The organism is Chryseobacterium sp. Mn2064 (assembly GCF_049319685.1).
GTDB lineage: Bacteria > Bacteroidota > Bacteroidia > Flavobacteriales > Weeksellaceae > Chryseobacterium.
The window spans coordinates 1,171,661-1,197,396 of record NZ_JBMOUE010000002.1 but is presented as its reverse complement, the minus strand read 5'-3'; the positions used below and the strand labels follow the sequence as shown (position 1 = coordinate 1,197,396).

General features: G+C 35.7%; 18 protein-coding genes and 1 pseudogene. 11 read left to right on the top strand and 8 right to left on the bottom strand.

What is annotated here, in order from left to right:
* Positions 1-762: pseudogene (locus tag ACL9RH_RS12485) on the bottom strand (alpha-mannosidase); the annotation flags it as partial.
* Between the two features lie 95 nt (positions 763-857).
* Here ACL9RH_RS12485 and ACL9RH_RS12480 point away from each other — a divergent pair.
* The 3 genes from ACL9RH_RS12480 to ACL9RH_RS12470 all read left to right on the top strand — a co-directional run bounded on the left by ACL9RH_RS12480 (position 858) and on the right by ACL9RH_RS12470 (position 4,806).
* The gene (locus tag ACL9RH_RS12480; RefSeq protein ID WP_422693688.1) at positions 858-3,200 is read left to right on the top strand and encodes a TonB-dependent receptor domain-containing protein; all 2,343 of its coding nucleotides are present in this window, start codon (positions 858-860) and stop codon (positions 3,198-3,200) included.
* Positions 3,201-3,400: 200 nt separating this feature from the next.
* A complete protein-coding gene (locus ACL9RH_RS12475; RefSeq protein WP_422693687.1) occupies positions 3,401-4,507 on the top strand; it encodes an Mrp/NBP35 family ATP-binding protein in 1,107 nt (368 codons plus the stop codon).
* 50 nt (positions 4,508-4,557) lie between these two features.
* Entirely contained in the window at positions 4,558-4,806 is a 249-nt protein-coding gene (locus tag ACL9RH_RS12470; RefSeq protein WP_045500144.1) for a NifU family protein, read from the top strand.
* A gap of 152 nt (positions 4,807-4,958) precedes the next feature.
* Here the strand turns inward: ACL9RH_RS12470 and ACL9RH_RS12465 are convergent, their stop codons facing one another.
* From ACL9RH_RS12465 to ppk1, 7 genes are all read right to left on the bottom strand, one after another.
* Complete coding sequence (locus ACL9RH_RS12465; RefSeq protein WP_422693686.1) at positions 4,959-5,351, bottom strand: DUF3060 domain-containing protein; 393 nt, start codon at positions 5,349-5,351, stop codon at positions 4,959-4,961.
* A gap of 79 nt (positions 5,352-5,430) precedes the next feature.
* Positions 5,431-6,258 carry an SIR2 family NAD-dependent protein deacylase gene (locus tag ACL9RH_RS12460; RefSeq protein ID WP_422693685.1) on the bottom strand — a complete coding sequence of 276 codons (828 nt, stop codon included), beginning with the start codon at positions 6,256-6,258 and terminating at the stop codon, positions 5,431-5,433.
* Between the two features lie 92 nt (positions 6,259-6,350).
* The gene (locus ACL9RH_RS12455; protein WP_422693684.1) at positions 6,351-9,389 is read right to left on the bottom strand and encodes a choice-of-anchor I family protein; all 3,039 of its coding nucleotides are present in this window, start codon (positions 9,387-9,389) and stop codon (positions 6,351-6,353) included.
* Between the two features lie 148 nt (positions 9,390-9,537).
* A complete protein-coding gene (locus ACL9RH_RS12450; protein ID WP_422693683.1) occupies positions 9,538-9,687 on the bottom strand; it encodes a hypothetical protein in 150 nt (49 codons plus the stop codon).
* Positions 9,684-10,337 carry an NAD-dependent epimerase/dehydratase family protein gene (locus tag ACL9RH_RS12445; RefSeq protein WP_422693682.1) on the bottom strand — a complete coding sequence of 218 codons (654 nt, stop codon included), beginning with the start codon at positions 10,335-10,337 and terminating at the stop codon, positions 9,684-9,686. Before ACL9RH_RS12445 ends, ACL9RH_RS12450 begins: the two co-directional genes overlap by 4 nt.
* 126 nt (positions 10,338-10,463) lie before the next feature.
* Entirely contained in the window at positions 10,464-11,348 is an 885-nt protein-coding gene (locus ACL9RH_RS12440) for an exopolyphosphatase (RefSeq protein WP_422693681.1), read from the bottom strand.
* Positions 11,345-13,417: a polyphosphate kinase 1 gene (gene ppk1 / locus ACL9RH_RS12435; protein WP_422693680.1), complete on the bottom strand. Its 2,073-nt coding sequence runs from the start codon at positions 13,415-13,417 to the stop codon at positions 11,345-11,347. The genes ACL9RH_RS12440 and ppk1 overlap by 4 nt, the downstream gene beginning before the upstream one ends.
* 174 nt (positions 13,418-13,591) lie before the next feature.
* On the opposite strand from ppk1, the gene ACL9RH_RS12430 reads away from it, so the two are divergent.
* From ACL9RH_RS12430 to ACL9RH_RS12395, 8 genes are all read left to right on the top strand, one after another.
* Positions 13,592-14,059, top strand: coding sequence for a hypothetical protein (locus ACL9RH_RS12430; protein WP_422693679.1), 468 nt, complete (start codon positions 13,592-13,594; stop codon positions 14,057-14,059).
* Between the two features lie 9 nt (positions 14,060-14,068).
* Positions 14,069-14,611 (top strand): hypothetical protein, encoded by a 543-nt coding sequence (locus ACL9RH_RS12425; protein ID WP_422693678.1) that lies wholly within the window; start codon positions 14,069-14,071, stop codon positions 14,609-14,611.
* Between the two features lie 162 nt (positions 14,612-14,773).
* Complete coding sequence (gene dnaK, locus ACL9RH_RS12420) at positions 14,774-16,672, top strand: molecular chaperone DnaK (protein ID WP_422693677.1); 1,899 nt, start codon at positions 14,774-14,776, stop codon at positions 16,670-16,672.
* 1,368 nt (positions 16,673-18,040) lie between these two features.
* Entirely contained in the window at positions 18,041-18,874 is an 834-nt protein-coding gene (locus ACL9RH_RS12415) for a M12 family metallopeptidase (protein ID WP_422693676.1), read from the top strand.
* A 349-nt stretch (positions 18,875-19,223) separates the two neighbouring features.
* A complete protein-coding gene (locus ACL9RH_RS12410; RefSeq protein WP_422693675.1) occupies positions 19,224-19,703 on the top strand; it encodes a GNAT family N-acetyltransferase in 480 nt (159 codons plus the stop codon).
* A gap of 351 nt (positions 19,704-20,054) precedes the next feature.
* Positions 20,055-22,778: a TonB-dependent receptor plug domain-containing protein gene (locus tag ACL9RH_RS12405; RefSeq protein ID WP_422693674.1), complete on the top strand. Its 2,724-nt coding sequence runs from the start codon at positions 20,055-20,057 to the stop codon at positions 22,776-22,778.
* A 23-nt stretch (positions 22,779-22,801) separates the two neighbouring features.
* Positions 22,802-24,151: a DUF4876 domain-containing protein gene (locus ACL9RH_RS12400; protein WP_422693673.1), complete on the top strand. Its 1,350-nt coding sequence runs from the start codon at positions 22,802-22,804 to the stop codon at positions 24,149-24,151.
* Positions 24,141-25,733, top strand: a complete 1,593-nt coding sequence (locus ACL9RH_RS12395; protein WP_422693672.1) for a DUF6850 family outer membrane beta-barrel protein — start codon at positions 24,141-24,143, stop codon at positions 25,731-25,733. The genes ACL9RH_RS12400 and ACL9RH_RS12395 overlap by 11 nt, the downstream gene beginning before the upstream one ends.
* Positions 25,734-25,736: the final 3 nt, after the last annotated feature.

The following is a 25,736-nucleotide window of genomic DNA, read 5'->3' as shown; positions in this document are numbered from 1 at the left end:
TCCTTCATATCCGGTGGGAGAAAGAGACACTTTTACATGGATGGTTTCTCCTTTTTTAACCTCAGCAGAAAAGGCCAAAGCCAGTTTTGTTCCGGTAAAATGTTGACTTTCCTGTTTTCCATTGACTTCTTTTTTTGAAATTTTCATAGGTTTTGAAAACTCAATTCTGGCATAAACGTATTGATTCTTAGCCCAGGCCTCACTTCTTCTGAATACTTCAATCGTTTTATCATCAATGATCTTTACTTCACCTTCCAGAAGCTGATCTCTGTGGTTCAGATCTAAAATGATATTGGCCTTTCCCGCATTGTTGAACATATATTCGTGATAACCTACTCTCTGCGTAGCGGTAAGACGGACATTGATATTGTTTTTATCTAATTTGACCGAATAAAATCCGGCTGTTGCTTTTTCATTTTTATGCGAAAATTGGGAAGAATAATCTTTACTGTTCAGACTTGGATTTCCCATCGTAGGCATCAGCATAATATCTCCATAATCTGAAACTCCTGTTCCGTTGAGGTGAGTATGAGAAAAACCATAGATCACCGAATCTGAATAATGATATCCGCTACAGCCATCCCAGCTTCCGTCAATTCTTGTGTCGGGAGAAAGCTGAACCATCCCAAAAGGAACGATAGCACCTGGAAAAGTATGCCCGTGGCCTCCGGTTCCAATGAATGAATTTACATATTGAGAATAATTTTGTGCGGAAATAATCTGAGTGATAAATAAAGAAAATGCAATAAGCCTTTTTTTCATATTCTAATTTTATAACAGCGAATATATCGAAAAAGGGGCATACGGATGTAATAAAAACAGAATACGCATTGTCTTATTAAAAACGATAATAAACTATGAAAAAAGTATTTCTTTCTGTGATCATGCTGCTGCCGGTAATAGCATTTTCCCAAAGTATAACAGGAAAAATTACTCAAACCGGAAATGGAGTTTCTTATGTTGAGATAGTGGCCATTAAAGATCAGCAAAGGCAGACCGCCATTTCGGACGAAAAAGGAAATTACTCACTGAAGCTTTTGGAGAACGGAAACTACCATATAAAGCTGATTCAGGATGGAACAGAAATATCCAGTACTGAATTTACTGTAAACGGGGAAGTAAAAAAAGATTTTTTTATTGAAGGAAAGAATGAAAAACAGATTGAAGGAGTTACGCTTACCGCCAGAAAAAAGCTAATAGAAAGAAAAGCAGACAGGTTGGTTTTTAACGTTGCCAATTCTGTTGCCTCGCAGGGAATGGATGGCGCCGATGCGCTGGGCACAACGCCGTTGGTAAAGGTAGATGAAAATACCGGGATTTCAATTGCCGGTAAAAGTGGTGTGGCCATCATGATTAATGAAAGAATACTCAATCTTTCAGGAAGTGAATTGGTAAATTATCTTAAAAGCCTGCGATCTGAAAATATTGAGAAAATTGAAGTGATTACAACACCTCCCGCAAAATACGAAGCACAGGGAAATAGTGGAATTATCAATATTGTTCTGAAAAAAAATCAAAACCTTGGATGGAGTGGGAGCTTTACAACCACTCTTCAACAACAGACGTATACGGGGTTTTCCAACAGTGCGGGAATCAATTATCAGAATGAAAGATTACGCTCTTCATTGAAGCTCAGACAGTCTCAGTATAAAAAGCATTCTTATGAAAATTATAGGATAGAAGGTTTTGACGGGCTTAAAAGTAATGATAACAGACAGGATTTCGGGGACGGACTGGGAGCTAATTTAAGTATTGATTATCAGCTCGGTAAAAAATCGAATATTGGATTCATCTACGATTATGGGTTTGGACATACCAATATGGATATTGTGAATACTTCAGATTATTTTCAGAACAATCAGTATACCAATACGCTGCTTACCAATTCGGAGCACAGAGCAACGGGAAAACAAAATACAATAAGTTCCTATTATGACGTAAAATTTGGAAAACAGGATAATAAACTGAGTATTACCGGTAATTATTTTTCCAATATTCCAGAAACAGTCATAGATTTTACAACCAAAGAAAATTCTGGAGACCAGTTTATCGTTAAGTCTCCATCTAAAGTAGATTATAAAATTTATTCCGGGCAGGCAGATCTTACTTTACCATATCAGTTTGCCAAAATGGAAACCGGGGTGAAGTTTACCAATTTTGATAACAATTCAAATATTTTCTATCAGAATCTGGAGAACGGGAATTATGTTACAGACCCAATAAAGAGCAACGAATTTCAATACAATGAAAAAAATTACGCAGCATACATCAGCTTTGAAAAATCTTTTAATGAAAAATGGTCTGCCAAAGCAGGGCTTCGCTATGAGTATTCTACGGTGAACGGAAATTCTTTAACTTCAGGACAGCAGACAGAAAACACTTACGGAAAGTTTTTCCCAACGGCTTATATTTCTTATAAAAGCAATCAGAATCATACCTTCAGTCTCAATTATTCCAAAAGGATCAACAGACCGGATTTCAGAGCAATCAATCCCTACCGATGGTATATTAATATCAACTCTTATTCTACCGGAAATCCTTTCTTGAAGCCGTCTTTCAATCATAATATTGAATTTTCCTATGTGTACAGAGGAAAGTTATCGGCATCAGCTTACTACCAAAGAAAATTGGACGGTTTTAGTCAAATTGTCAGCCTTGAAGGTGAGAACAGGACCAGTACTTTTGCCAATTTCTATAATGTGAACAGTATAGGACTTTCGCTGAATTATTCTGACACTTTTTTCAAAATGTGGGAAGCCAATTATGCGGCAGATTTATCGTATATGTCGACGAGTGTTTTTGCTACCGATGCTGCATCCAGAAAGGGAAGTGGTTATGAGTTTAATTTTCAGAACAATCTGTCTTTGAACAAAAATAAAACGGTTCAACTGATTCTGAACTACTGGATGCGACTGCCTTCCAATTCAGGAAATGTACGTTGGGATTATCTGGGGAATTTTACAACGGGTCTGAAAATGAATTTTATGGAAAAAGATTTGCAGATTAATGTCTTCGTTTCAGATATTTTTAAGCAATCTAAAAGTAAAGGAAGTATTTTTTATACGACCGGAACCCATTTTTTCAACAATTATTACGATGCAAGAAGATTGAATGTATCAGCCACGTATACTTTCGGAAATAAAAAAGTAAAAGGAGCAGACCGTACTATAAAATTTGAAGAAAAAAACAGAGCGAACTAATGATGAGTAAAGTATTTTACCCTATTTTCTATTCATTAAACTTCGCAATATAATTTGGCATAAATAGATAGTTTCTGATGATTGTTTTCTGAAGGATAAAATACTGCAAATCTGTGTTTACAAAAGAATTTATCTATGATTGTGTTTACTTATTCTAAATAGGCAAAAAATCCGTAAATTTGTAAACAATTTATATTTATATGTTGACGAAAGAAAAGGTTCAGGATTTCCTTAAAGAAATAGAAGTAGACGATTTGGTGAATAATCTTCAGATTATGGGTGATGATGTTTATATCGACATGACAGCTCATTCACCAGCGATGCACGAAAAGAAAAAACTGGAGGCTGCTATGAAGCAGGCTTTTGCCAGTGAGTTTGGAGAAAATATTAATCTAAAACTTAAAATCGCTTCACCGGAGCCTAGTGAAATTCAGCAAAGTCAGATCAAAGGAAAACAAATTCCTGGAATTCAAAATATTATTGCGATCGCTTCCGGAAAAGGAGGAGTAGGAAAATCTACAGTTTCTGCAAATATGGCAGTAACATTAGCTAAAATGGGTTTCAAAGTAGGTTTATTAGATGCCGATATTTATGGGCCGTCTGTTCCTACCATGTTTGATACAGAAGGTGAAAAACCTATTTCTGTAGAAGTAAACGGGAAAAGCTTAATGAAACCTGTGGAGAACTATGGCGTGAAAATGCTTTCTATAGGATATTTCTCAGGGGCTAATCAGGCTGTGGTTTGGAGAGGACCGATGGCGTCTAAAGCTTTGAATCAGATGATCAGAGATGCGGCATGGGGAGAATTAGATTTCTTATTGATCGACCTTCCTCCAGGAACAGGTGATATTCACTTATCAATCATTCAGGAAGTACCTGTAACAGGGGCTGTGATTGTAAGTACACCTCAGCACGTAGCGTTGGCAGACGTAAGAAAAGGGATTGCCATGTTCCAAATGGAAAGTATTAATATCCCGGTTCTTGGATTAATCGAAAATATGGCGTATTTTACACCGGAAGAACTTCCTGAAAATAAATATTATATCTTTGGAAACCAAGGAGCACAATATTTAGCTGAAGATCTGAATATTCCTGTATTGGGAGAGATTCCTTTGATCCAAAGTATCAGAGAAGCAGGAGACGTAGGAAGACCGGCTGCATTGCAGGAAGGATCTAAAATTGCAGATATCTACACAGAAACGGCAAGAAAAATGGTAGAAAGTTTAGTGGAAAGAAACAAAAACCTTCCTCCAACTGAAGCTGTGAAGATTTCTACAATGGCAGGTTGCTCTCCAAAAGCGAAATAATAACAACTTTCAATTAACATTGGAAAAAACCGAATTGAACTGAAAAAAATATGGAAACAAACATAACGCACGAAGATACAGTAACAAGAGTAATGGAAGCTCTGGAAAGCATCAGACCGTTTTTGAATAAAGACGGAGGTGACATCGAGCTTATTGATGTGAAAGATAATCAGGTTTTTGTAAAGCTTTTGGGAAACTGTTCCGGATGTTCATTGAATTTTTCAACCCTGAAATTGGGCGTTGAAAATACGATCAAGCAACATGCTCCGGAGATTGAAAAAGTAGTAAATGTAGAGTAAAAACTACATAGAAGATATTTTTTAAAGACAGCCTGTTTTAGGGGCTGTCTTTTTTTGTTTAAATTAAATAAGAAAATATAAACTAAACCTCACAGGTTATGAAAACCTGTGAGGTTTTATTGATGATCAGAATACTGTAATGATTTAGATTCTTATTGTTTCACCACCTTATTTCCCACTCCTGTAAGAGCAGCGTCCGGTTTTCCTGATTTTGTTCCGGAAGTTCGGTAATACACGGTGTTGTTACCTCCTTCTATAGAAATTTTGTCTACACTGTCGATATACACTTTGTTACCAGTCCCAGAAACGGAAATTTTTTTGGCGCTTCCTTTGATGGTTACTGTATTATCACCCCCTTCCACTTCTACATTTCCCCCTTTAAGGTTGTAGTTCAGTTTATGGCCAACTCCTTCTACTTTTATCATTTTAGAGTTATCCGTTTGTTCTACTCCCTTTGCAGACTCTGTTTTTCTGGATTGAGAAAATGCTGTACCTGTTGTGAACAGTAAGATAGCCAGAACGGCAATTGTTCTAATATTTTTCATTGTGAATTTGGTTTTTCTATCGGGGTAAATATATAAAAAAATATTTTCAATTTTTAATCGTTAAAATTGTTCTCCACTTTTACAGGATCAATTCATCAATAATCTCGTGAATCATTGTGAGCACATCGGTAGATTTTTCCCTAATGATTAAGGTATTTTTTTTATTCCTGATTAAGTTTGTGAAATTATTGTCTTCAATATTAATATCTACTACAAGTGCACCGTATTTTAATGCTGTTTCTGTAATAGCAATGGGAAGATTTGTAGCTCCTGAAGTACCAACAATAAAGAGAACTCCGCTGTTTTTTGCAATTTTCAATGCGCTGAACCTTTTATGGGTTTTCTCATTATAATATTCATCAAACCAAAGAATATTGGGACGCATCCAATGGCCGCACTGGGTGCAGGTTAATAATTCTTTATCGCGGTCTGTAAGATCTTCTCTCAGATCTTTTCCTTTTATTTCCTGGGGAAGAAGAAGAATTTCTTTACATCCGTTTGAACATTTTATTTCCCGGTTATTTCCGTGTATTTCATACATTCTCTGGTTGCCGGAACGACGGTGAAGATTGTCGATATTTTGGGTGATCAAATGAAATCTGTCCTGTAATTGATGCTCAATAGCAGCCAGCTCAGCGTGGCTTTCATTAGGAGAAGCTTCCTCAAACATTTTTTTTCTGAAAAGAGAATATTGAAGGACTTCCTCCGGATGTTGCTTAAAATACCGTAAAGTTCCAAACTCTTCCGGCTTATGAAACTGAGTTCCTTTTACCCAAATCCCATCAATCCCTCGGTAAGTAGGAATACCACTGTCGGAGGAAATTCCTGCTCCGGTAAGAAAAGTAAAAAGATTTCGTTTTTCCTTTTGCCAGACTTGGTGAATGATACTTTCTAATTGTGCTTTCATGGGTTTTATAAGAATCTAAAACTACTCAATTTTTCAATAATAAAAAAGCTCCGGAATTACCGAAGCTTTCTCAATCAACTAAATAATATATTCTACTTTACAATCACTCTTTTTACCTGTCTCTCAGAAGTTTTTACAAGATAAACTCCTGCAGAGAGGGTAGAAGTATTAATTGTTAAAGCATTTTTTTCTTTTCCGATTAGTTTTCCGGACATATCATACAGCTCATAATCCTGCTTTCTGTTGAAATACAATACATTTCCTTTGTTAACAGGATTTGGAAATACATTAAAGGTTGCTGTTTCAGATTGTACTTCACCCGTACCTAAAGTAGGAGGTAATGCTACTTCATACATCGATAAAGTTCCGCTGATTTCATTGGCGATAATCACGTAGCCCTTATTGGTTGTCGTATTTTCCGGAGCGATATAAATAATTCCTTCAGGACCATTGTCTCCACCATAGGCAGAAGTTGATCGGGAATGTTTATAATCGGTGAAAGTAGGGTTGTTAGGATCTGTGATGTTGTACACCATTACACCTCCTGTTCTTTCCAAAGTGATGAAAGCGTAGGTTTGGCCGCTAATTGTTCCTAAAGCAATTCCTTCCGGCTCAGGTCCCTTGGCACGGCTTCTGCTTTTCACTGTATTAGACTCATTATCTGCGTTGAAAATTAATGGATGGTTAGCGGCAATATATCTTTCAAACTGATCACCACTATCATAAACAACTTGCTTCGTATCTGTGTTGAAGATAGAGAATGAGCGGGCTCCCAAAGCAGCCATTTCTTCAAAATCTGAATCTCCGTCTGTATTCCCGGTTGCTGTGGAAACTCTGAATCGTCCCAGATTATAAGATGCCTTTAAAATAGCAGATTGTGGGAAAATAGCAGGATCCAAAATATAAGTATTGGCCCCTACAGTTGTTCTTTCACTGAATCCAGGAAGATCTTTTTCGTCCCCTTCATTGGCGGTTACGATATAATGAGTGTTTCCTACCTTATAATTCTGTACAGCGTCAGGAATATAATAAGCTTTTACCGGCCAGTTGGCAATCAAAACTTCTCCATTATTATCCGAAGCATCAAACCCATTACCTGGAAGGCTCATATCTTTTTTACCCAGTCCCCAGATTCCTGTAATGGTTTTGGTAGCAAGATTGACTTCTGCAATGGCATTGTTTTCCTGAAGCGTTACCCAGGCTTTCTGACTGTCTGCACTGATGGTGACATACTCAGGCTCAAGATCCTGAGAAAGGGTATTGTTGGTTCTTACTTTTCTTAAACCTGTAGCCGTTAAAGAAGCCAACTGAGAATCAAAAGCATTGAAATTAAGGGTTGTCACATTACTTTGTGAAAGACTTCCAATACCGCCTGAAATATCAATAATACTGATGGTTCCTTCAGGATCTATGGTATATGCATCATTGGGTTCCCCTTCATTAGCTGTAACCACTTTCGTTCCGTCTGGAGTAAAAGTAACCATATCCGGTAAAGCTCCAACTGTAACCTGTTTAAGGAAGTTTCCATTAATGTCGAAAAATACAACTGATCCATTTTGTTGAGGATTGGTATTAGGTGAAGCAGCGGCAATAATTCCATTTTTCACGGCAATACTTGTGATTCCTCCATACGCTGACATATTTACAGTTTTTATTACAGAAGGAGTCGTTGGATTGCTGAAATCAATAATATCAAAAACATCTGTAAGAGAACTTATCGTAAATAATCTTTGAGTGGAAGCATCGTGTACTACAATTTCTGTAGAGCTGTTGTTGTTTCCTGAAGGATCAAAACTTCCTATATAATTCAGCTGAATCTGGTTGGAAGGTGCCGGAGCAGGTTTATCATTATCCACAATATAAATGGTGGCAGCATTGTCTCCCGAAATAGTGGCGCCCACTGGATTTTCCAGACTTACCACAAAATATTCTGCCTGCTGTTCTGCCAGAGTATCATCAATGATAGGAATATTAACCGTATAGCTTGTTGTAGAAGGGGTGATATTAATTGTCTGATTGGCTAAAGTGAAATCGCTGCTGTCTGCCGTACTGTAAGGAGCCGGTTTTACCACTAGGTTAACCGTAGCATTGGAAGGATTGGCAACATTGATTTTGAAGGCCAGAGTTCCCACATTTTCATTCACTTTAATGAAATTCTTTTCCAACGAAAGAGAAGTTCCTGCTGTTGTAAATGTTGTAGATGTGGCTGCAGTTAATGCATTATCACTAAAGTCCTCAACAGTATTAGGTTTCAAAGCCAGATAATATGATTGTCCGGCAATCAAAGTTGAGGTTGGGATTACAGTAATGACATTATTACTGAAAGTGATGGTGAAAGGAACCTGTGCACCTGTAGAATTTCCAAGTCTGAACTCTACAAAATTCTGTGCATTGGAGCTATTGATGGCAGAATTATCTATCAATCTTATATTTTCATTAAAAGATAGAGTAGGGTTTACTGTAATGGAAGCGTTATTGGTATTGTTTAAAGGCAGATAAGCAACGGTTGGTGGCGTTGTGTCCACTGTTCCTGCCGGTGTGGCATCCACGGTGAAGTTGTCAAAACGGTTATTACCTCCAGTTCCTCCTCCCGTAGCCGAAAATTCTGCTTTTAATTTAAAATTTGGGTTATTGGATACCCCAGAAACGGTCGAAAAATCAAATGTAATAAGCTGCGGATTAGCATCCTGAGGACTTACCACCTGATATGGAGTGAAATTGGTTCCATCGATAGAATAAGACCATGTTTGGGTTCCTGCTCCCTGCGCAGATCTTCTGGTGGTAAATTTGGCAATCACATTATTGTATCCCGTTGTAGGAAGATTAAACTGTAATGCACCTCCAATAGGGTTATTAAATCTCAGATGGCTCCCTGAAGGATCTCCATTTCTGGCATTTAAATTATCAACATTAAAGTTCTGCCCGGTACCGTTGGCAAAATCAATAACACTCGTTCCTCCGGCAATAGGCAAAAGTGAACCATTCACCATTGTAGAGGAAGGTGTTGTAATCGTTGCTGAGGAAGAATTGTCATTAAAATTCCAGTAATGAATAAGTGTCTGCCCGAAAAGACCGCTTTGGAAAAAGAATGCGGCAATCACAGACCCTTTTAATAGGTAGTTGTTGATCATTTTTAACTTTTATTAGATAAATGCAAAAATGAGCTTTCTGTTTAGCAACTACTTTAATGGAGTTTTAAGAAATGTTTAAAAAATAGGTTTGTTTCTTATAAAAGATAAAATAATAATTGTTCTACGAATGTGTTTTCAGGAAATTGGATTATTTTGAAGGCTTTCCGGAAAAATTCAACATCTTTCCAGTCTTGCTTCCTTCCAGTGGATGTTTCTGCATATAAAAATATCCTGAAACGGCTGTAAGAAGCAAGAGTACAAAAATAACCAGAACGATCCTTTTTAACATATCTCTCATATCGCTAAATTTTTAATATCTCTGATTTCTAAAGTTGCTGTAGGGTATCCTTTTTGGGTAACATTGATCATTGCTCTCCCCACTTCGTGTAAAGTTAGTGATTTTGTTGGTAAAAAAACAGGGAAAATCCAAATAAGAGGTTTGAAAAACCATTTTACATTTGCTTGTCCGTCAACAGGTTTCATAAATCCGGGTCTGAAATTGTAAGCTCCTCTGAAGCCCATCTTTTTCAAAGTGTTTTCTGTTCTGCCTTTTACTCTTGCCCACATTATCTTTCCACTTTCTGTACTGTCAGTATGTGCTCCGGAAACATAGTTGAATACCATTTCCGGGTTTTGATTCAATACAGCTTTCGCAAAATGAATGGTTGTATCATAAGTAATTTGGGTATAATCCTGTTCGTTTATTCCCACGCTGCTGATTCCTGCACAGAAAAAACAAGCGTCGTAGCCTTTCAGCTTTTCATCATTTATATCTATGGACAAAAAGTCGGAAACGAGGTATTCTTTCAGTTTGGGATGGGTTTTTCCGGAAGGTTTTCTGCTGATACTCAGGATTTCAGATACATTGGGGTTTTCCAGACATTCCATTAAAACACCTTCTCCTACCATTCCTGTTACTCCTGTGATAATTATTTTGATTGGGTTCATTTTTTTGCTATTGATATTTATATGACGAATAAAACAGAGGTTTTACTTTAAATGTAAGAAAGAAAATTGAAAATAAAAAAACCGGACAGAATATTAGTCCGGTTTTAAATCATTATGATGTAAAAATTATTTTTTATGCTGCAGTTTGCTATAGATATTTTGAATCAATCCATCTGCTACTGAAATTTTGGGAACAAATATCTTATTGATATCCGACCATGACATGACGTTGTTGAAAATATTCAAAGCATGAACCAAAACATCTGCTCGGTCTTCTCTAAGGCTATAATTGGTCATTCTTTGCTCCACAGAAAGTTCATTGAACTCTTTATACACTTTTTTAAGATGAGCCAGAGACATCGGCTTTCCGTCTTTGGTTTTACTCATAGAAAATACCTTATTGATGTTCCCTCCCGAACCGATCGCTAGAATTGGTTTTTTGCTGACAATATTTTTCTTGATTTCGTCTTTCATTTCCTTCCAGTTATCTACTGTGACAAGATTGTTGAGAAGACGAATGGTTCCGATATTGAACGATCTTTCGTAGACCATTTTTCCGTTTTCGTAGAAAGTAAGCTCTGTAGAACCTCCTCCTACGTCAATATAGAGGTAGGCGAATTCTTTGTCGAGCCCTTCTGCTACATGGTTTTCGTAAATTAAAGTAGCTTCTTCATCACCGGAAATAATCTCAATATTGATGCCGGACGCCTCCAGAACCTGACTGATAATTTCATTTCCATTGGCAGCATCGCGCATTGCACTTGTTGCACAGGCTCTATAATGATCTACTTTATAGATTTTCATCAGATCACTGAAGATTTTCATGGAATCGATGACCATTTTTTCTCTTTCGGGACCTATTTTTCCGATGGTGAATACATCCATACCCAATCTCAAAGGAATCCTCAGAAGATTGAGCTTGATGAATTCTGGCTTTTTATTATTAATTTTAACTTCATTGATAAGAAGGCGGGCGGCATTACTCCCTATGTCTATCGCTGCTATCTTCATTTTTTGCTTGTTTTAGCTTTTAAATATTTATAGGTTTCTATTTGTGATCGGCATTCTTTTTTGTCGTTTCTTACATATTCATTGCTCAGTCTTTTGTCTAAGATTCTTGCTTTTACATTATCTCTGAGTTGAATATCAAGAATATCTTTCAATTCTTTCTTAAGGCTTTTATCTGTGATTTTGGCAGCAGCTTCAATTCTGTAATCAAGGTTTCTGGTCATCCAGTCTGCGGAAGAAATGTACATATCTTCTGCTCCTTTGTTGTAAAAATACATCACTCGGGCATGTTCCAGATACTCGTCTACAATACTGATAGCTTTTATTTTTTCTTTAAATTCTTTTTGGTTTACAGCGCAGTAAATTCCTCTTACGATAAGCTTTATAATAACGCCTACAGTGGCGGCATCATATAGTTTTTCAATCAATAATCTGTCGCTCAGTGAGTTTGCTTTCACAATGATTTCGGCTTTTCTTCCTGCTTTGGCTTCTTCAATTTCCTTATCAATATGATGCACGATCTTTTCACGCATAAACTGGGGGCAAACTAATAAATTTTTGCAAGTTTTCAAAACCGGAAGATAATCATCTTTTGGCTTTTTCAGGACATTGAATACTTTATTGATATCTGCCATAATGCCACGATCTGCTGTTAACAGAAGATGATCACCATATATTCTGGCTGTTTTTTCATTAAAGTTTCCGGTGCTTACAAACCCATACTGAATGGTTTTGTTGTGCGCTCTTTTTTTGATCACACAAAGCTTTGCATGCACTTTTTTGTTGGGAAGACCTACAAGAACTGTAATTCCTTCTGGTTCCAGCATATCTTTCCATTCCAGATTTGATTCTTCATCAAACCTTGCCTGAAGTTCCAGCATAACGGTTACTTCTTTGCCATTTCTTGCAGCGTAGATAAGGGCGTTAATTATTTTTGAGCTGCTTGCAAGTCGGTAGGCCGTAATTTGTATAGATTTTACATCCGGATCCATTGCTGCTTCACGAAGAAGATCAATAACGGGATTGTATTTATGATAGGGGAAAGTGAGGAGTACATCTTCTTTTAGAATAACATCTGTAACTCTTTCACCGTGTTCAAAAGCCTGGTGGGTAAAAGACGTTCTTTCTACCGGTCTTTCATATGTTTCAAAAACATCCGGGAAATCCATGAAATGTTTAAAGTTATGTATTTTTCCTCCAGGGATGATGCTGTCTTTTTTGGTTAAGCTCAGTTTTCTGATAAGGAGTTCAAGCAAAGCTTTGTCCATATCTTTGTCAAAAACAAAACGGGTAGGCTTTCCTTTTCTTCTGTTTTTAAGCCCTTTTTCTATTTTTTCTGCAAAGTTGGTGCGGATGTCATTATCCAAGTCCAATTCCGCATCTTTTGTTACTTTAAAGGCATTGGCGGCAAATTCATCATAGCCGAAATAAGAGAAAATGTGGGGAAGGTTAAATGTGATCACATCTTCCAGAAGCATTACATTTTTTTCCTCAGGATCTTCTGTAGGCAACAGGACAAATCTTCCCACAAATCTTGAAGGAATTTCAATGATGGCATAGTTGCTGGAATACTGCCAGTCTTTTTTTCTCATGGCTACTCCCAGATAAAGACTTTTGTCTCTCAGATAAGGCATTGGAGTGTTCTCGTGGAGTAGAATAGGAATCACGTTAGATTCTACCACTTCATCAAAATATTGTCTTACAAACTCTTTCTGCTGAATCGTAAGGTTTTTTGAATTTTTAATAAAAACTTTATGATCAGCCATTTCAGTCTGGATTTTCTTCCAGGTTTTATCGAAATTGAGCTGGTGTCGCATCACGACTTCATTAATTCTCTGAAGAATTTTGGAAGGGGGCTGGTAGAAAGATTCTGCAATCACCTTTTCCTTAAAATCCATGGCACGCTTTAATCCGGCAACACGCACTCTGAAAAATTCATCCAGATTGTTGGAGAAAATTCCGAGGAAACGTATTCTTAAATGCAAAGGAACTTTTTCGTCCATAGCTTCCTGTAAAACCCTTTCATTAAAGGCAAGCCATGTAATATCTCGTGGATTAAAGTGTAATGACATTATAAATGTGTATATTTTATCAAAAATAATCATTCGTGTAGTTTCTGTCCCTATTTCTTAGGTTAAACTTTGATTAATTTTTAAAGATTGGTGAATTAATTTGCTTTGTTGGTGGTAATTATACTGGTAGTCAGTTTGTTTTTGTAAATTTAGTGTTGAGAAAACCTTTGTTTTATGAAGAAAATATTTCAATATATAGTATTAATACTCACTGTTGGTAATGGATGTATGGTAGCAGGTCAGAAACAGCTCTCCTCATGTTATGATGCTTCAACCTATAAGTTGATTGATACTTCTGCTGTTTATATCATATCAGAAATGATGGGAAAACCTTATTTTGTTAAGTCTAAATCCGATACAGTTATGTTGAATACAGCTAATAAAGGACTTCAATTCTATAAAGACGGAAGGGTAACGGCATTTGATCGTCAATCGCCCAAAAACAACTTATCAGGAGTGTATTGTATCAATAATGAAAAACAGGAAATACAGTTTAAGATGAAACATGTACAGTCTGGAAAATTCTTATCTACAGCAAGATTAGAAATAAGAAACGATACCATAATTAGCGATGTTCTTCCTTCTCCTCAGACAAAGGGATATCGTATCATATATGTTAAGAGTAAAATCACTCATAAATAGGTTCATATTATGATCAAAAAAATCATTGTACTTGCATTTTGTACTGTTTTTATACATTCCTGTGCGCAATCCAGAAAACTTGAAAATGGCAGAAAGGTTTTGGTTAAAAAATTTAAGAACATTGATCAGTTTAATGAATCTATCTTCAAAGATATTGAAGCAGATTATTTTTATGAAAAGATTGATTTTTATATGGCCGATAAAGATTACAATAAAATAAGGGATATCGGAAAAGATATAGACCGGAAAATTCAGTTTTATAAAAATGGAAGGGTGAGATTTTTAAGTACTGATATGAAGCAACCGGATCCCGAAAAAGGAGGAATGAGGGGTGTGATCTACAGGAGGAATAATGCTTTGAAAATAGATACTCAATTTGCGAATCAGGCTGGTCATATTTCAAAAGGAACTTATAGTGTGAAAGTAGAAGGCAATAAATTATACCTTTTAGATAATCATTTTTTAGTTCCGCGATCAGAATATATCTGTTTTGTGTATCAAAAATCAGAGAAAATTCCCGAAAACTGGAAACACTATAAGGCAGATTGGTAGACCATATATGTCTAAAATTTCCATATTATACCAATCAAAACCCCGAATTTATCGGGGTTTTATTTTTATTGTGTCATTTTGTCACAATTCTTCGAATGGTACAGATATTGAGAAATTGAGAGTGTAAATTAAATTAGAAATTAGAAAAAAATATAAAATATTATGAGTAAAATAATTGGAATTGACTTAGGAACAACCAACTCTTGTGTTGCTGTTATGGAGGGTAAAGACCCTGTTGTTATCCCAAATGCAGAAGGTAAAAGAACAACACCTTCTATTGTAGCCTTTACAGAAGACGGAGAAAGAAAAGTAGGAGATCCTGCAAAAAGACAGGCTGTAACCAACCCAACAAAAACTGTTTACTCTATCAAAAGATTTATCGGAACGCACTTTAAAGATGATGCTTCTGAAGTTTCAAGAGTACCTTATAAAGTCGTTTCAGGACCAAACGATACGGTAAAAGTAAAAATCGACGATAGAGAATATACTCCACAGGAAATTTCTGCAATGACTCTTCAGAAAATGAAAAAAACTGCTGAAGATTATCTTGGTCAGGAAGTAACAAGAGCGGTAATTACTGTTCCTGCATACTTCAACGATGCACAAAGACAAGCTACTAAAGAAGCTGGTGAAATTGCTGGTCTTAAAGTAGAAAGAATTATCAACGAGCCTACAGCTGCAGCATTAGCTTACGGTCTTGATAAAAACCATAAAGATCAAAAAATTGCAGTATACGACTTAGGTGGTGGTACTTTCGATATTTCTATCCTTGATTTAGGGGATGGTGTATTCGAAGTATTATCTACGAACGGAGATACTCACTTAGGAGGTGATGACTTTGATGATGTGATCATCAACTGGATGGCTGACGAGTTCAAAGCTGAAGAAGGTGTTGAATTGAAATCTGATGCAATTGCTCTTCAAAGACTAAAAGAAGCTGCTGAAAAAGCAAAAATCGAGTTGTCTTCTTCTCCACAAACTGAAATTAACCTTCCATATATTACAGCTACAGCTACAGGTCCTAAGCACTTAGTGAAGACTTTAACTAAAGCTAAATTCGAGCAATTATCTGCTGATCTTGTAAGAAGATCTATGGAGCCGGTTGCTAAAGCATTAAAAGATGCTGGTTTATCAACTTCTGATATCGACGAAGTAATCTTGGTAGGAGGTTCTACAAGAATCCCAATCATTCAGGAGGAAGTAGAAAAATTCTTCGGTAAAAAACCATCTAAAGGAGTTAACCCGGATGAGGTTGTAGCTATTGGTGCAGCAATCCAGGGAGGTGTATTAACAGGTGACGTAAAAGACGTATTACTACTAGACGTTACTCCACTTTCTTTAGGTATTGAAACAATGGGTTCAGTATTCACTAAATTAATTGAAGCGAACACTACGATCCCAACTAAAAAATCTGAAGTATTCTCTACAGCGTCTGACAATCAGCCGGCTGTAAGCATCAGAGTAGGACAAGGTGAAAGATCTATGTTCAACGACAACAAAGAAATTGGTAGATTTGATCTTCAGGATATTCCACCAGCACCAAGAGGAGTTCCTCAAATTGAAGTAACTTTCGATATTGATGCGAACGGGATCCTAAGCGTATCTGCTAAAGATAAAGGAACTGGTAAAGAGCAGTCTATCAAAATCCAGGCTTCTTCAGGTCTTTCTGACGAAGAAATCGAAAGAATGAAGAAAGAAGCTCAGGAAAACTCTGCAGCAGATGCTAAGAGAAAAGAAGAAGTTGAAATCTTCAATAAAGCAGACGGATTGATCTTCCAGACAGAAAAACAATTAAAAGAATTTGGTGAAAAGCTTTCTGCTGACAAAAAAGCAGCTATTGAAGCAGCTCACGCAGAATTGAAAACAGCTTTCGAAGCTAAAAATGTTGATGACGTAAAAGCTAAAACTGAAGCGTTAGATGCAGCTTGGATGGCCGCTTCTGAAGAATTGTATGCTGCTGGTCAACAGCCGGGAGCTGATGCAGGAGCTGGGGCTCAAAACCCTGGTGGTAATGCAGGAGCTGAAGATGTACAGGATGCAGACTTCGAAGAAGTAAAATAATAAATGTAAACACTAACATTTAATTATAAATCAACCCCGCGGTAAACTTTGTTTACCGCGGGGTTTTATTTTTGATCACTTTAATTGATTTTATCATATTTGTGCTGCATGTTAAATTCGATAATGTACAAGCTATTATATCTTATTCTGAAAATTTAGCTTATGTTATGAGATTTGGTAACTTGTAAATATAAATATTTACAAGATTTGTGAAAAAAGAGTTTGAAGCAAAAACTATAGTTTCTAGATTTTATTGTAGAACATGTATTGACAAATTTATAAAGAAACAAAAGTAGTAAGAAAAGAAAGCTTAATAGAAAATCGTAAGGAGCAGTAACAGTGTCTTGCGAATAAAATGTAAAGTTATTACCTCTTCTAATATAGCTGTAACTTACTTTTCGATTTTTAAGGAAATTTTAAAGTAAAGGGATGTCATCCGTTGATTTGTCTTGTAAAATAAAAGTTACCTAAACAAGCTTTAAAACGAGAATATCTCATAATAGAACAGATTAATATTTAGTGAAATCTCCTTGTAAAAGGCATATTTAAAAAAACTGCTTTATGACATTCTGATATTCAAAAACTTCAATAAAAATAAGTATTGAAAATAATAGGTGTTGACAACATTCGTATTTTATAAACTATAATAAGAAATGGTATATACCTATTTGATACCATATTAGGTGTTGAGTGTTTTATAATTGATTTATTTTTAATGATTTACTTTTTGAGTGTTTTTTAAGTATTCCTTTTTTTTTTCGGTGCTAAGGGTTGTTAGTATTTTTGTAAAAAGTAATAAAAGGCTTTAAGAAACGAAGGGGAATTTGAAACTAGCACTGAGAATAATCTTCCATTTAGGCTAAATTTATGATAGAATTTGTATTTTAATAATGTACTACAAATCTAGAATTTAAGCTTCCTTATTAGAAAATATTTAATAGGTAAGCTTATAATAAATGGTTACTCTACTTTATCTAAACTTTGATTGCAAATTTACTTCTAATAAAATGGATAATGCCTTATTCAATAAGGCATTGTATAATGCTATTCTGTTAGATTTTATATTAACATATATTTTTATGAAGCAAGGTAATAGATGTCTCTAGAGTATATGCTTCATGATGTATACTGTAAAGGTTACAGGAATTTCTGTTCCTGCGCTTATTGAAAGAAAATATAAATTAATTATCGCTGATTATAGACGGGCTATTGAATTAGATAGGACGAATAGTGATGTTCGAAAGTTAAGATATAATGTTGGGGATAGTTATGTAGAGCGTAAGCAAAAAAGTAGATTGAATTTCATAAAGCAATAATGACACTGCCTCAATTGATTTTTAGATATAACTATAAAAATTTTTTACGATTATGAATATTACAATTAAAACGTATGTTTTTCTATTAACTTTTATTATTATTAGCTCACTTAGTGCTATTGGGTGTAGCCAGAGCGACGATCTCAATATCTCAGAAATAAACCCAGTGATGAATTTATATGACTCTGATATAGAGGATTTCTGTGAAACTCCTGATGAAGATTCAGCTATGGTTGAAAATAATAATTTAGAAAGGTTACTACCAGATGAGGATTTGAGTCTTATGGATAAAGCAGCTAATAAAAGGGGAAAGTTTTGGCCAAAAGGAAAAGTTTTAAGAGTGAGATTTTTAAATGGGAGTGTGGCTATGCAGAAAAGAATAATGGCAATAGCCAAAATATGGACAGTAGGAGCTAACATTCAATTTAAAAGTGTTAATGAGGGGAATTCTGATATTAGAGTATCCTTTACGTTGGGAGGATTTAACGGAATTACTGTAATCGGAACAGGTGCAAAAAAAATTGGGGCAAATGTAGCTACTATGAAGCTTGTGCTTCCTAACAATGATAATATAAAATTTCAGAGACTTATTCTACATGAATTTGGACATGCGTTAGGATTAGAGCATGAGCACCAAAATCCAAAATCCAATATTTGTTGGAATAAGGAGAAGGTATATGCTTTTTATCAACAAACAAAAGGCTGGTCAAAAAATAGAATTAATAGAGAGGTTTTTAAAAAATATTCTTTATATAGTAGACAATATGATAGGAAATCAATCATGCATTATACGATAAAGAGAAATTTATTAAACTGCAATAAAGCTGTACCATTTACAAATCAACTTTCTGAGTTGGATATGAAGTTTATTCGTTATATATATTAGAAAGATTGAAAAAATGTACAAGTATTTTTTCAATAAATCTTCGTGCAATTATATTACTACTAAATCGGGTAAAACATTTTTATATTTATTTGTTTTTGCTTTTATCTTAATTGAAGTTTATAAGTAATTGTACCTTATTTGTTATAATTAAATTTAACTATTTGATTTGTAGTGTTGTTCTTTCCTGGAAAGTAAAATAATAAATGTAAACACTAACATTTAATTATAAATCAACCCCGCGGTAAACAAAGTTTACCGCGGGGTTTTATTTTTTGTTATTTAAATAATATCCCGAAATTTGTAGGATAAAAAATCAAACATTTATCACATCTTAGTTTAAAATATTTTTATGAATATTGAGTACCGAAATCTTCTACCGAAAGAAAGCGAAGAGTATCGCAGGATTAGACTGGAAAGCTTAAAAGAATTTCCGGAAGCATTCTCAGCAAATTATCAAGAAAGTTTAGGAATTGAAAAACTGACCCTTGAATATGATATTGAAAATCAAACTTTCAATAAGTTTGTGCAAGGTGTTTTTGCAGACAATGAACTGATTGGTATTTGTGCTTTTGTAAAAAGTAGTGACAACATCGGGAATATCTATCAAATGTATGTTCAGAAGAAATTTCAAGGGAAAAATATTGGACTGAATTTGGTTCAGGAAACCGTAAAAGAAGCTTTAAGACGATACAGTAATCTGGAAATATTTCTTGAAGTATCCCTTGATAATATACAGGCTAAACACTTTTATAAAAAGGCCGGCTTTCAGGAAGTTGAACCGATTGATGGGGTAGAATCAGTGATCTTGATGAAATATAAATCTTTTTAAATTACCCGAATCAATTGGGTATAAAAATAGATAATCTGAATTTATTCCTGAGGTAAAATTACCATTCAGAGATCAAAGTATTCTATTGTTTTTAATGGCAGTTCATTCGCTATATCTTGGTTTCACTGTTGGCTAATTTAAAATTTTGTTCTTCTTTTTTATAAAGTAAGAAGTAGTGTGTTATTTTCTCATTTTTTTTGAATTCAATTTTATTTTTATTTTTTTATTCTTTATCTAGGGAATTGTGTGTGTATAATCAATTGTTTTAAGAAAAAATAACTTAAATATTTTCAAAATATCTTTCTTTATTTAGAATAATTATAATTAATTTTGCGGTCTAAATATTCTAAGGTGAAAGTATCGTTATTAGTGAGTGCCGTTTTTTTAACGGCAGGCGGATTCTTGTCTGCTCAGAAAGTAGAGTTTTATCATAATGGAGCGCTTAAAAGGGGAACCATAATCAACAATGATTCTCCTGTGAAGTGTAAGCAGATAGTTGTAGAAAACTTTAAAATAGCTTTTAAAGGAAAATGTGAGCTTATTATCCGAAATGAGAAGAATAAAAAAGAAACGATCATTTTAAACGAGGGTGAAAAACTGAATTTGAATATTCTTCCCGACAGAGATGTACCTCCAGGAACTTCAGAAATTAGAATAGAAGGAGTACAGCTTACCGCAAAAAAGAAACAATTTTCCGAGATTTCCATTCAGCAGGAAGCCCTTCAAAACTTACAGTCATTCTCTATCGGAGATGTTTTGCAGCAATTACCAGGGCAATACGTACAACAATTCGACAATACTCAGTTTAAAAATATTGTTTTCAGAACAGCAAGCGGCTCGCCCATAACAGGAACTGGTAATATTCCTGGCGGCGATGACTTTGGAAACAGGGCATTTGGAGTTCAGCTGATGGTAAACGATATTACTCTATCCAATAACGAAAATATGCAGAGCTATAATTCTGCCAATAGTGGTCCTTTCGGAATAAGTTTTAATACCAATACCAATAATGGTAATTTAACACCCGGGCAGCCCAATTATGGAGTAGACTTAAGAGAGATTCCCACAGAAAATATTGAAAGTATTGAAGTAATCCAGGGAATTCCTGATGCAAAGTATGGAGATCTTACCTCAGGCCTTATTAAAGTCAATACAATCGCTAAAGCTTCACCTTTGAGACTGGATGCATCTTTAAGAGAAGGGACTTATCAGGTGGGGCTTACCAAAGGTTTCGGGCTCAATAAAAATAATGCACTTAACGTGGCTGTCAGCTACATGAATTCACTTTCTGATCCAAGAACAAGCCTTGTAGGATATGACAGAACAAATTTTAATCTATTGTGGTCATCACGTGGTAAAAATGGTTTCAGTAACAAACTTACAGCTACATTTTCCAGCAACACGAGCAAAGGGAAAAAGGATCCGGATGATTTGAACGGAATGATTATCAATGTAGATAACAAAAGCTTTTCATTAGGAAATAATATCTCTTACAACTTTGCAAGAAACGGAAGTAAACCCTTTTTCAGAAACATAAGCGCAGATGTAGGAATTAATTATGCAACACAGCTAACAGAACGTAGATACTGGCTGAATCAAGGTGCCCGTCCTTATGGAAACTCTTCAGTAAATGATGTCTATTACGCTCCTTACACACCGCCAAGTTACGAGAATCAGGCTTTTGCAGACGGAAAACCTCTTAATATTTATACCAATTTCAGTATAAACGGAACTAAAATGACTGCTTCAAAATGGGTACATTCATATAGTTTTGGAGCCAATTTCAGATACGGAGATAACTTCGGAAAAGGGAGATACGGAACCGCAGGACAGTTTACTACCATTAAATCAACAGGTCAGGGTTCAGATGGGATGAGAGATTATAATTATCGTGATAATGTGTTTTCCAGCAAGCAATATGCTTTTTATGCTCAGGATAATATTACCAAAGCTTTTGCCAACAAAAATATCCTAAGAGCTAATCTGGGAGTACGTTATGATCTTCAAAACTCTTATTCTACTTACTCACCAAGGATTAATACATCTTATCAGATAGGAAACCTTATCGTACGAGGTGGAGTGGGGCTTACTTCCAAAGCACCATCTTTGAATCAGTTGTATACGGCTCCGAGATATTTTGATTTTCTGCTCGGAGATTATCGTTTGCCGGGGTATTATTCCGCAGCAATTATGCAGACGGTTGTTACGCCGGGAGACAATTCCGATTTGAAACCTTCACGCAGCTGGAAAACCGAAATTGGAGTAGATTACAAATTGCCTTTCGGATCTTTTAACCTTACTGCTTATTACAACACACTATTTGACGGCTTTACTACAATGAGTGTTCTGAAGACGATGAATAAAGCTAAAGTAAACGTCAATATCGTGGGAACACAAATTCCTACTTTCGAAATCGTTGGAACAGAAAAGTTCCATTATCTGCAGAACCGAATCGTGAATGGCTATCAATCTGTAGATAAAGGGTTGGAACTTATGGCAAATTTCAAAAAGATTGAGGCGCTTAATTTATTTATTGGATTCAATGCCAGTTATGTAGAAACGTCAGGTCGTAAAGATGATGGGTTGTATACATTCAAAGCCCCGGAAATTTCAGATAAAAACTTTGAGTACGGAATTTATAATGATAGCCGAAATAAGAGTTCCATGGCCAGAGCGAGTTTCAGTTTTGATTATCACTTGCCGAAAGCAGGGCTTATTATAGGTCTTAGAACAGATCATTTCCTTTCAGACAGAAGATTAACAGGTGCCAATGATATTTATCCGGTAGGCTATCTTAAAGCTGATGGAGAAATACAGATGATTCCTGAAAATGAAAGAACCAATCCTATATATCAGAACTTGTTTTTGAAGCCAACTGATGAGAAACTTTCAGGTTTATATAAGAAGACTCTTCATAATGTTCATTTAAGAGTTACAAAAGATTTCCTAAGTGGGTTTAGGCTATCCGTATATGTAAGCAATGTTTTCAATTTAAGAGCATATAACGAAAGAGGGTATGTATATCCCAACTTTACTTCCACATCTTTTGGAGCCAATATTTCCTATAAATTTTAATAATAATACTAAAAATATCAACAATGAAACGATTAATAATATTGCTGATCTTGCCTGTTCTGGTTTTGCTGGGATGCAACAGAGATGATGATTTCGGCGGAAACAACGAGATTAAACCCGTTCCGTTTACAGTGAATATCAAATATGATGCTTCTAAATATCCTGCTGTGGCAGACAAAGGTGTTGCCAACGTTACCATTACTTTGGTGAATGCCGCTACCAATGATAAAATTATAGGAAAGACAAATGCTGACGGAGATTTAGTATTATCAGCCGTATTACCTGGAACTTACAGTATTCAGGCAGAATTGCAGCTGAAAAAGAATGAATATGAACAACAGTTGGGAGAAGATACCAGCTACGAAATCGTGCATTTTGGAGGATTTCAGGAGAAAGTAACCGTTAATGCCAATATTTCTTCTACATTGGTAAGAATTTCCAGCGGAAACCTTGGGGATCTTGTGATCAAACAATATTACTATGCCGGCTCTGATACCAAACTGGGCGCTAATTTCAGAGATCAGTTTATCGAAATTCACAACAACTCAGATCAGACGATTTATGCAGACGGTTTATATCTTGTATTTCTGGAAGGAAATGTAAATAATAATGTAACAAATTATACTCAACCCAACGGACAGTACGACTGGAGCCAGACTGCCGGAGGAGGAGCTGCTGCCAATACAGATTATGTGTATGCCAATATCTTAATTAAAGTTCCTGGAAACGGAAGCCAATATCCAATCTTACCAGGAAAAAGTATTATTGTAGCCCAAACAGCCATTAACCACAAAGTACCTTTTACTGATACTAACGGGACGGGAGTTGCGATACAGGATCCTTCTAAAACCGTGGATCTCAGCCATGCCGATTTTGAAACCTATATGGGAGATTATAATATCAACAATGGTAAAAAACCTTTCATGTGGGATATCCAGAATATTATGGTGCCGGATATGCTGATCAACTATTGGAGTATTGTTTCTAATGACTTAATCCTGAATGTCAATTCAATGCTGGGAGTAGGAATTCTAAGAGCTACAGACGCGGAAATAGCTACTTGGAAAAAAGTAGCCGCACCTAAAGCACCTACCGGAACCCTGTTTTTACAAGTACCAAAGAAATTTATCATCGATGGAGTAGATATTACCGATAAAGAGCAGAAGGTACCTAAAGATTTTCCTTCAGATATTGACGCATCAAGAACCTTTATTGTTAATGAAGTGGGATTGGGACAAAATATGTTTACAGGACTTTCCGTAATCCGTAAAACAAAGGAAATTATTAATGGCCGTGTGGTATTGCAGGATACCAATAACTCGGCGAACGATTTTGTAACGATTAAAGCAAACCCTAGAGGATATGCACAATAATAGAAAAAAAACGATAAAGATTTTTCAAACGAGTATGTTAGGATTGGCTGCATTGGGCAGTCAGTTCTTCCATGCTCAGACTACTCATTTAGATAGTATTAATATCAGTTCTGTAGAGAAGGAGATCAGAATCAACGATCCGTATATTTCTTTCTTTCAGCCTTTAGATTTTTCTCAGACAAGCTTTCAGTTTTCTACCACAAAGCAAAACTTTAAAAGAGTTCAGACCGCTGAAAAAACAGGAGATTTTACCTTTCAGTCTGAAGGAGTATATAAGCTGAATAATAAAATTGCTTTATCAGGAAGACTTCATGCAGATAAAATAACGGAAGACAATGTTCCTTACATCCTGAACGATGAAAGAACAGACAATTCATCGTTTATTTATAACCCATCTTACTATTGGGCACCGCGTGCAGCGAGATGGCAAAAGCAAAGCTACTTTATGAATGGGCAGTTCGCTTATAACCCTATCAAACCGGTTATTCTACAAATGGGCGGAGAAGGGAGGTATTCCAAATCCTACAGACAAAACGCCGATCCAAGACCGCAGGTAGACAATTACAATTATAAAGCCTTTGCAAAATTAGGATTAAAATGGCGTGAGCACTCTATTTTCGGAAAACTGAGCTATGTTCATCACTATAAGAACAACAATATTATGTTCGTGACTTCTGGTGGAAATATACCGGCTAACGACAGTATTTATATCCGTTACAATGAAGGCTATGGAAACCAGTATATAGGAAATACTCAATATAAAACTTCCGAATATAAAATGGGAGGCTATATCTGGGGTGGAGAATATGCTTTTAACAATGCCAATACTCACTTTTCAGCAGGCTACGATTATAAAAATCTCATAGAAAGATTTTATAAAGTCTATGAATATCAGGATGCCAGTTATGCATATCATACAGAGTATACAAAATATTCAGGTTTGAAGACAAACTTACATAGTTTCTATCTTAATTTCTTAGGAAATTATAACGGGGAAAAGTGGGCTTCATCCATAACTTATCAGGATCAGCTCGATACCAATTACAACTATCCTTTAGAATACAGAACCTATCGTCTGGAACAGAAAAACCTTTCCTGGAAAAATAGCCTGATCTGGTTTAATCATAAAAGTGAAGCCTCTAAAGTCCTTTTTGACGCAGCATATGCCAAGAATCATGTAAAAGATGTATCGGTAGTAATGGAGCGAAAACTTTCTTTCTTTCAATATCGTTTGGGGTTTGAAAGAGAATTTTCTTTAATGCCGTTTCACAAACTGTCAGTAGGAATTACACAGAATCTTTACGTTCCTTTGGAAAAAGAATTCAACTATGCGCCTTATCAAAGCACGAAAGAGAATATCTTTGCAACAAAAATAGCCCAGCCTGACTTTGCTTATGATGCCACTTCGAAGATGGGGCTTAATCTTAATGCAAGTTACCGTATAGATGAAGGGAAGATCAGGTATGAATTGTTTGGAAGCTTTACTCAGGTTTGGCTGATGAACAGTACATACAAAAATAAAGTCGACTACAACGGAAGAGCCAATCAGGTCGCTGTAGTAGGACTGAATGTTTATTATTAAAAA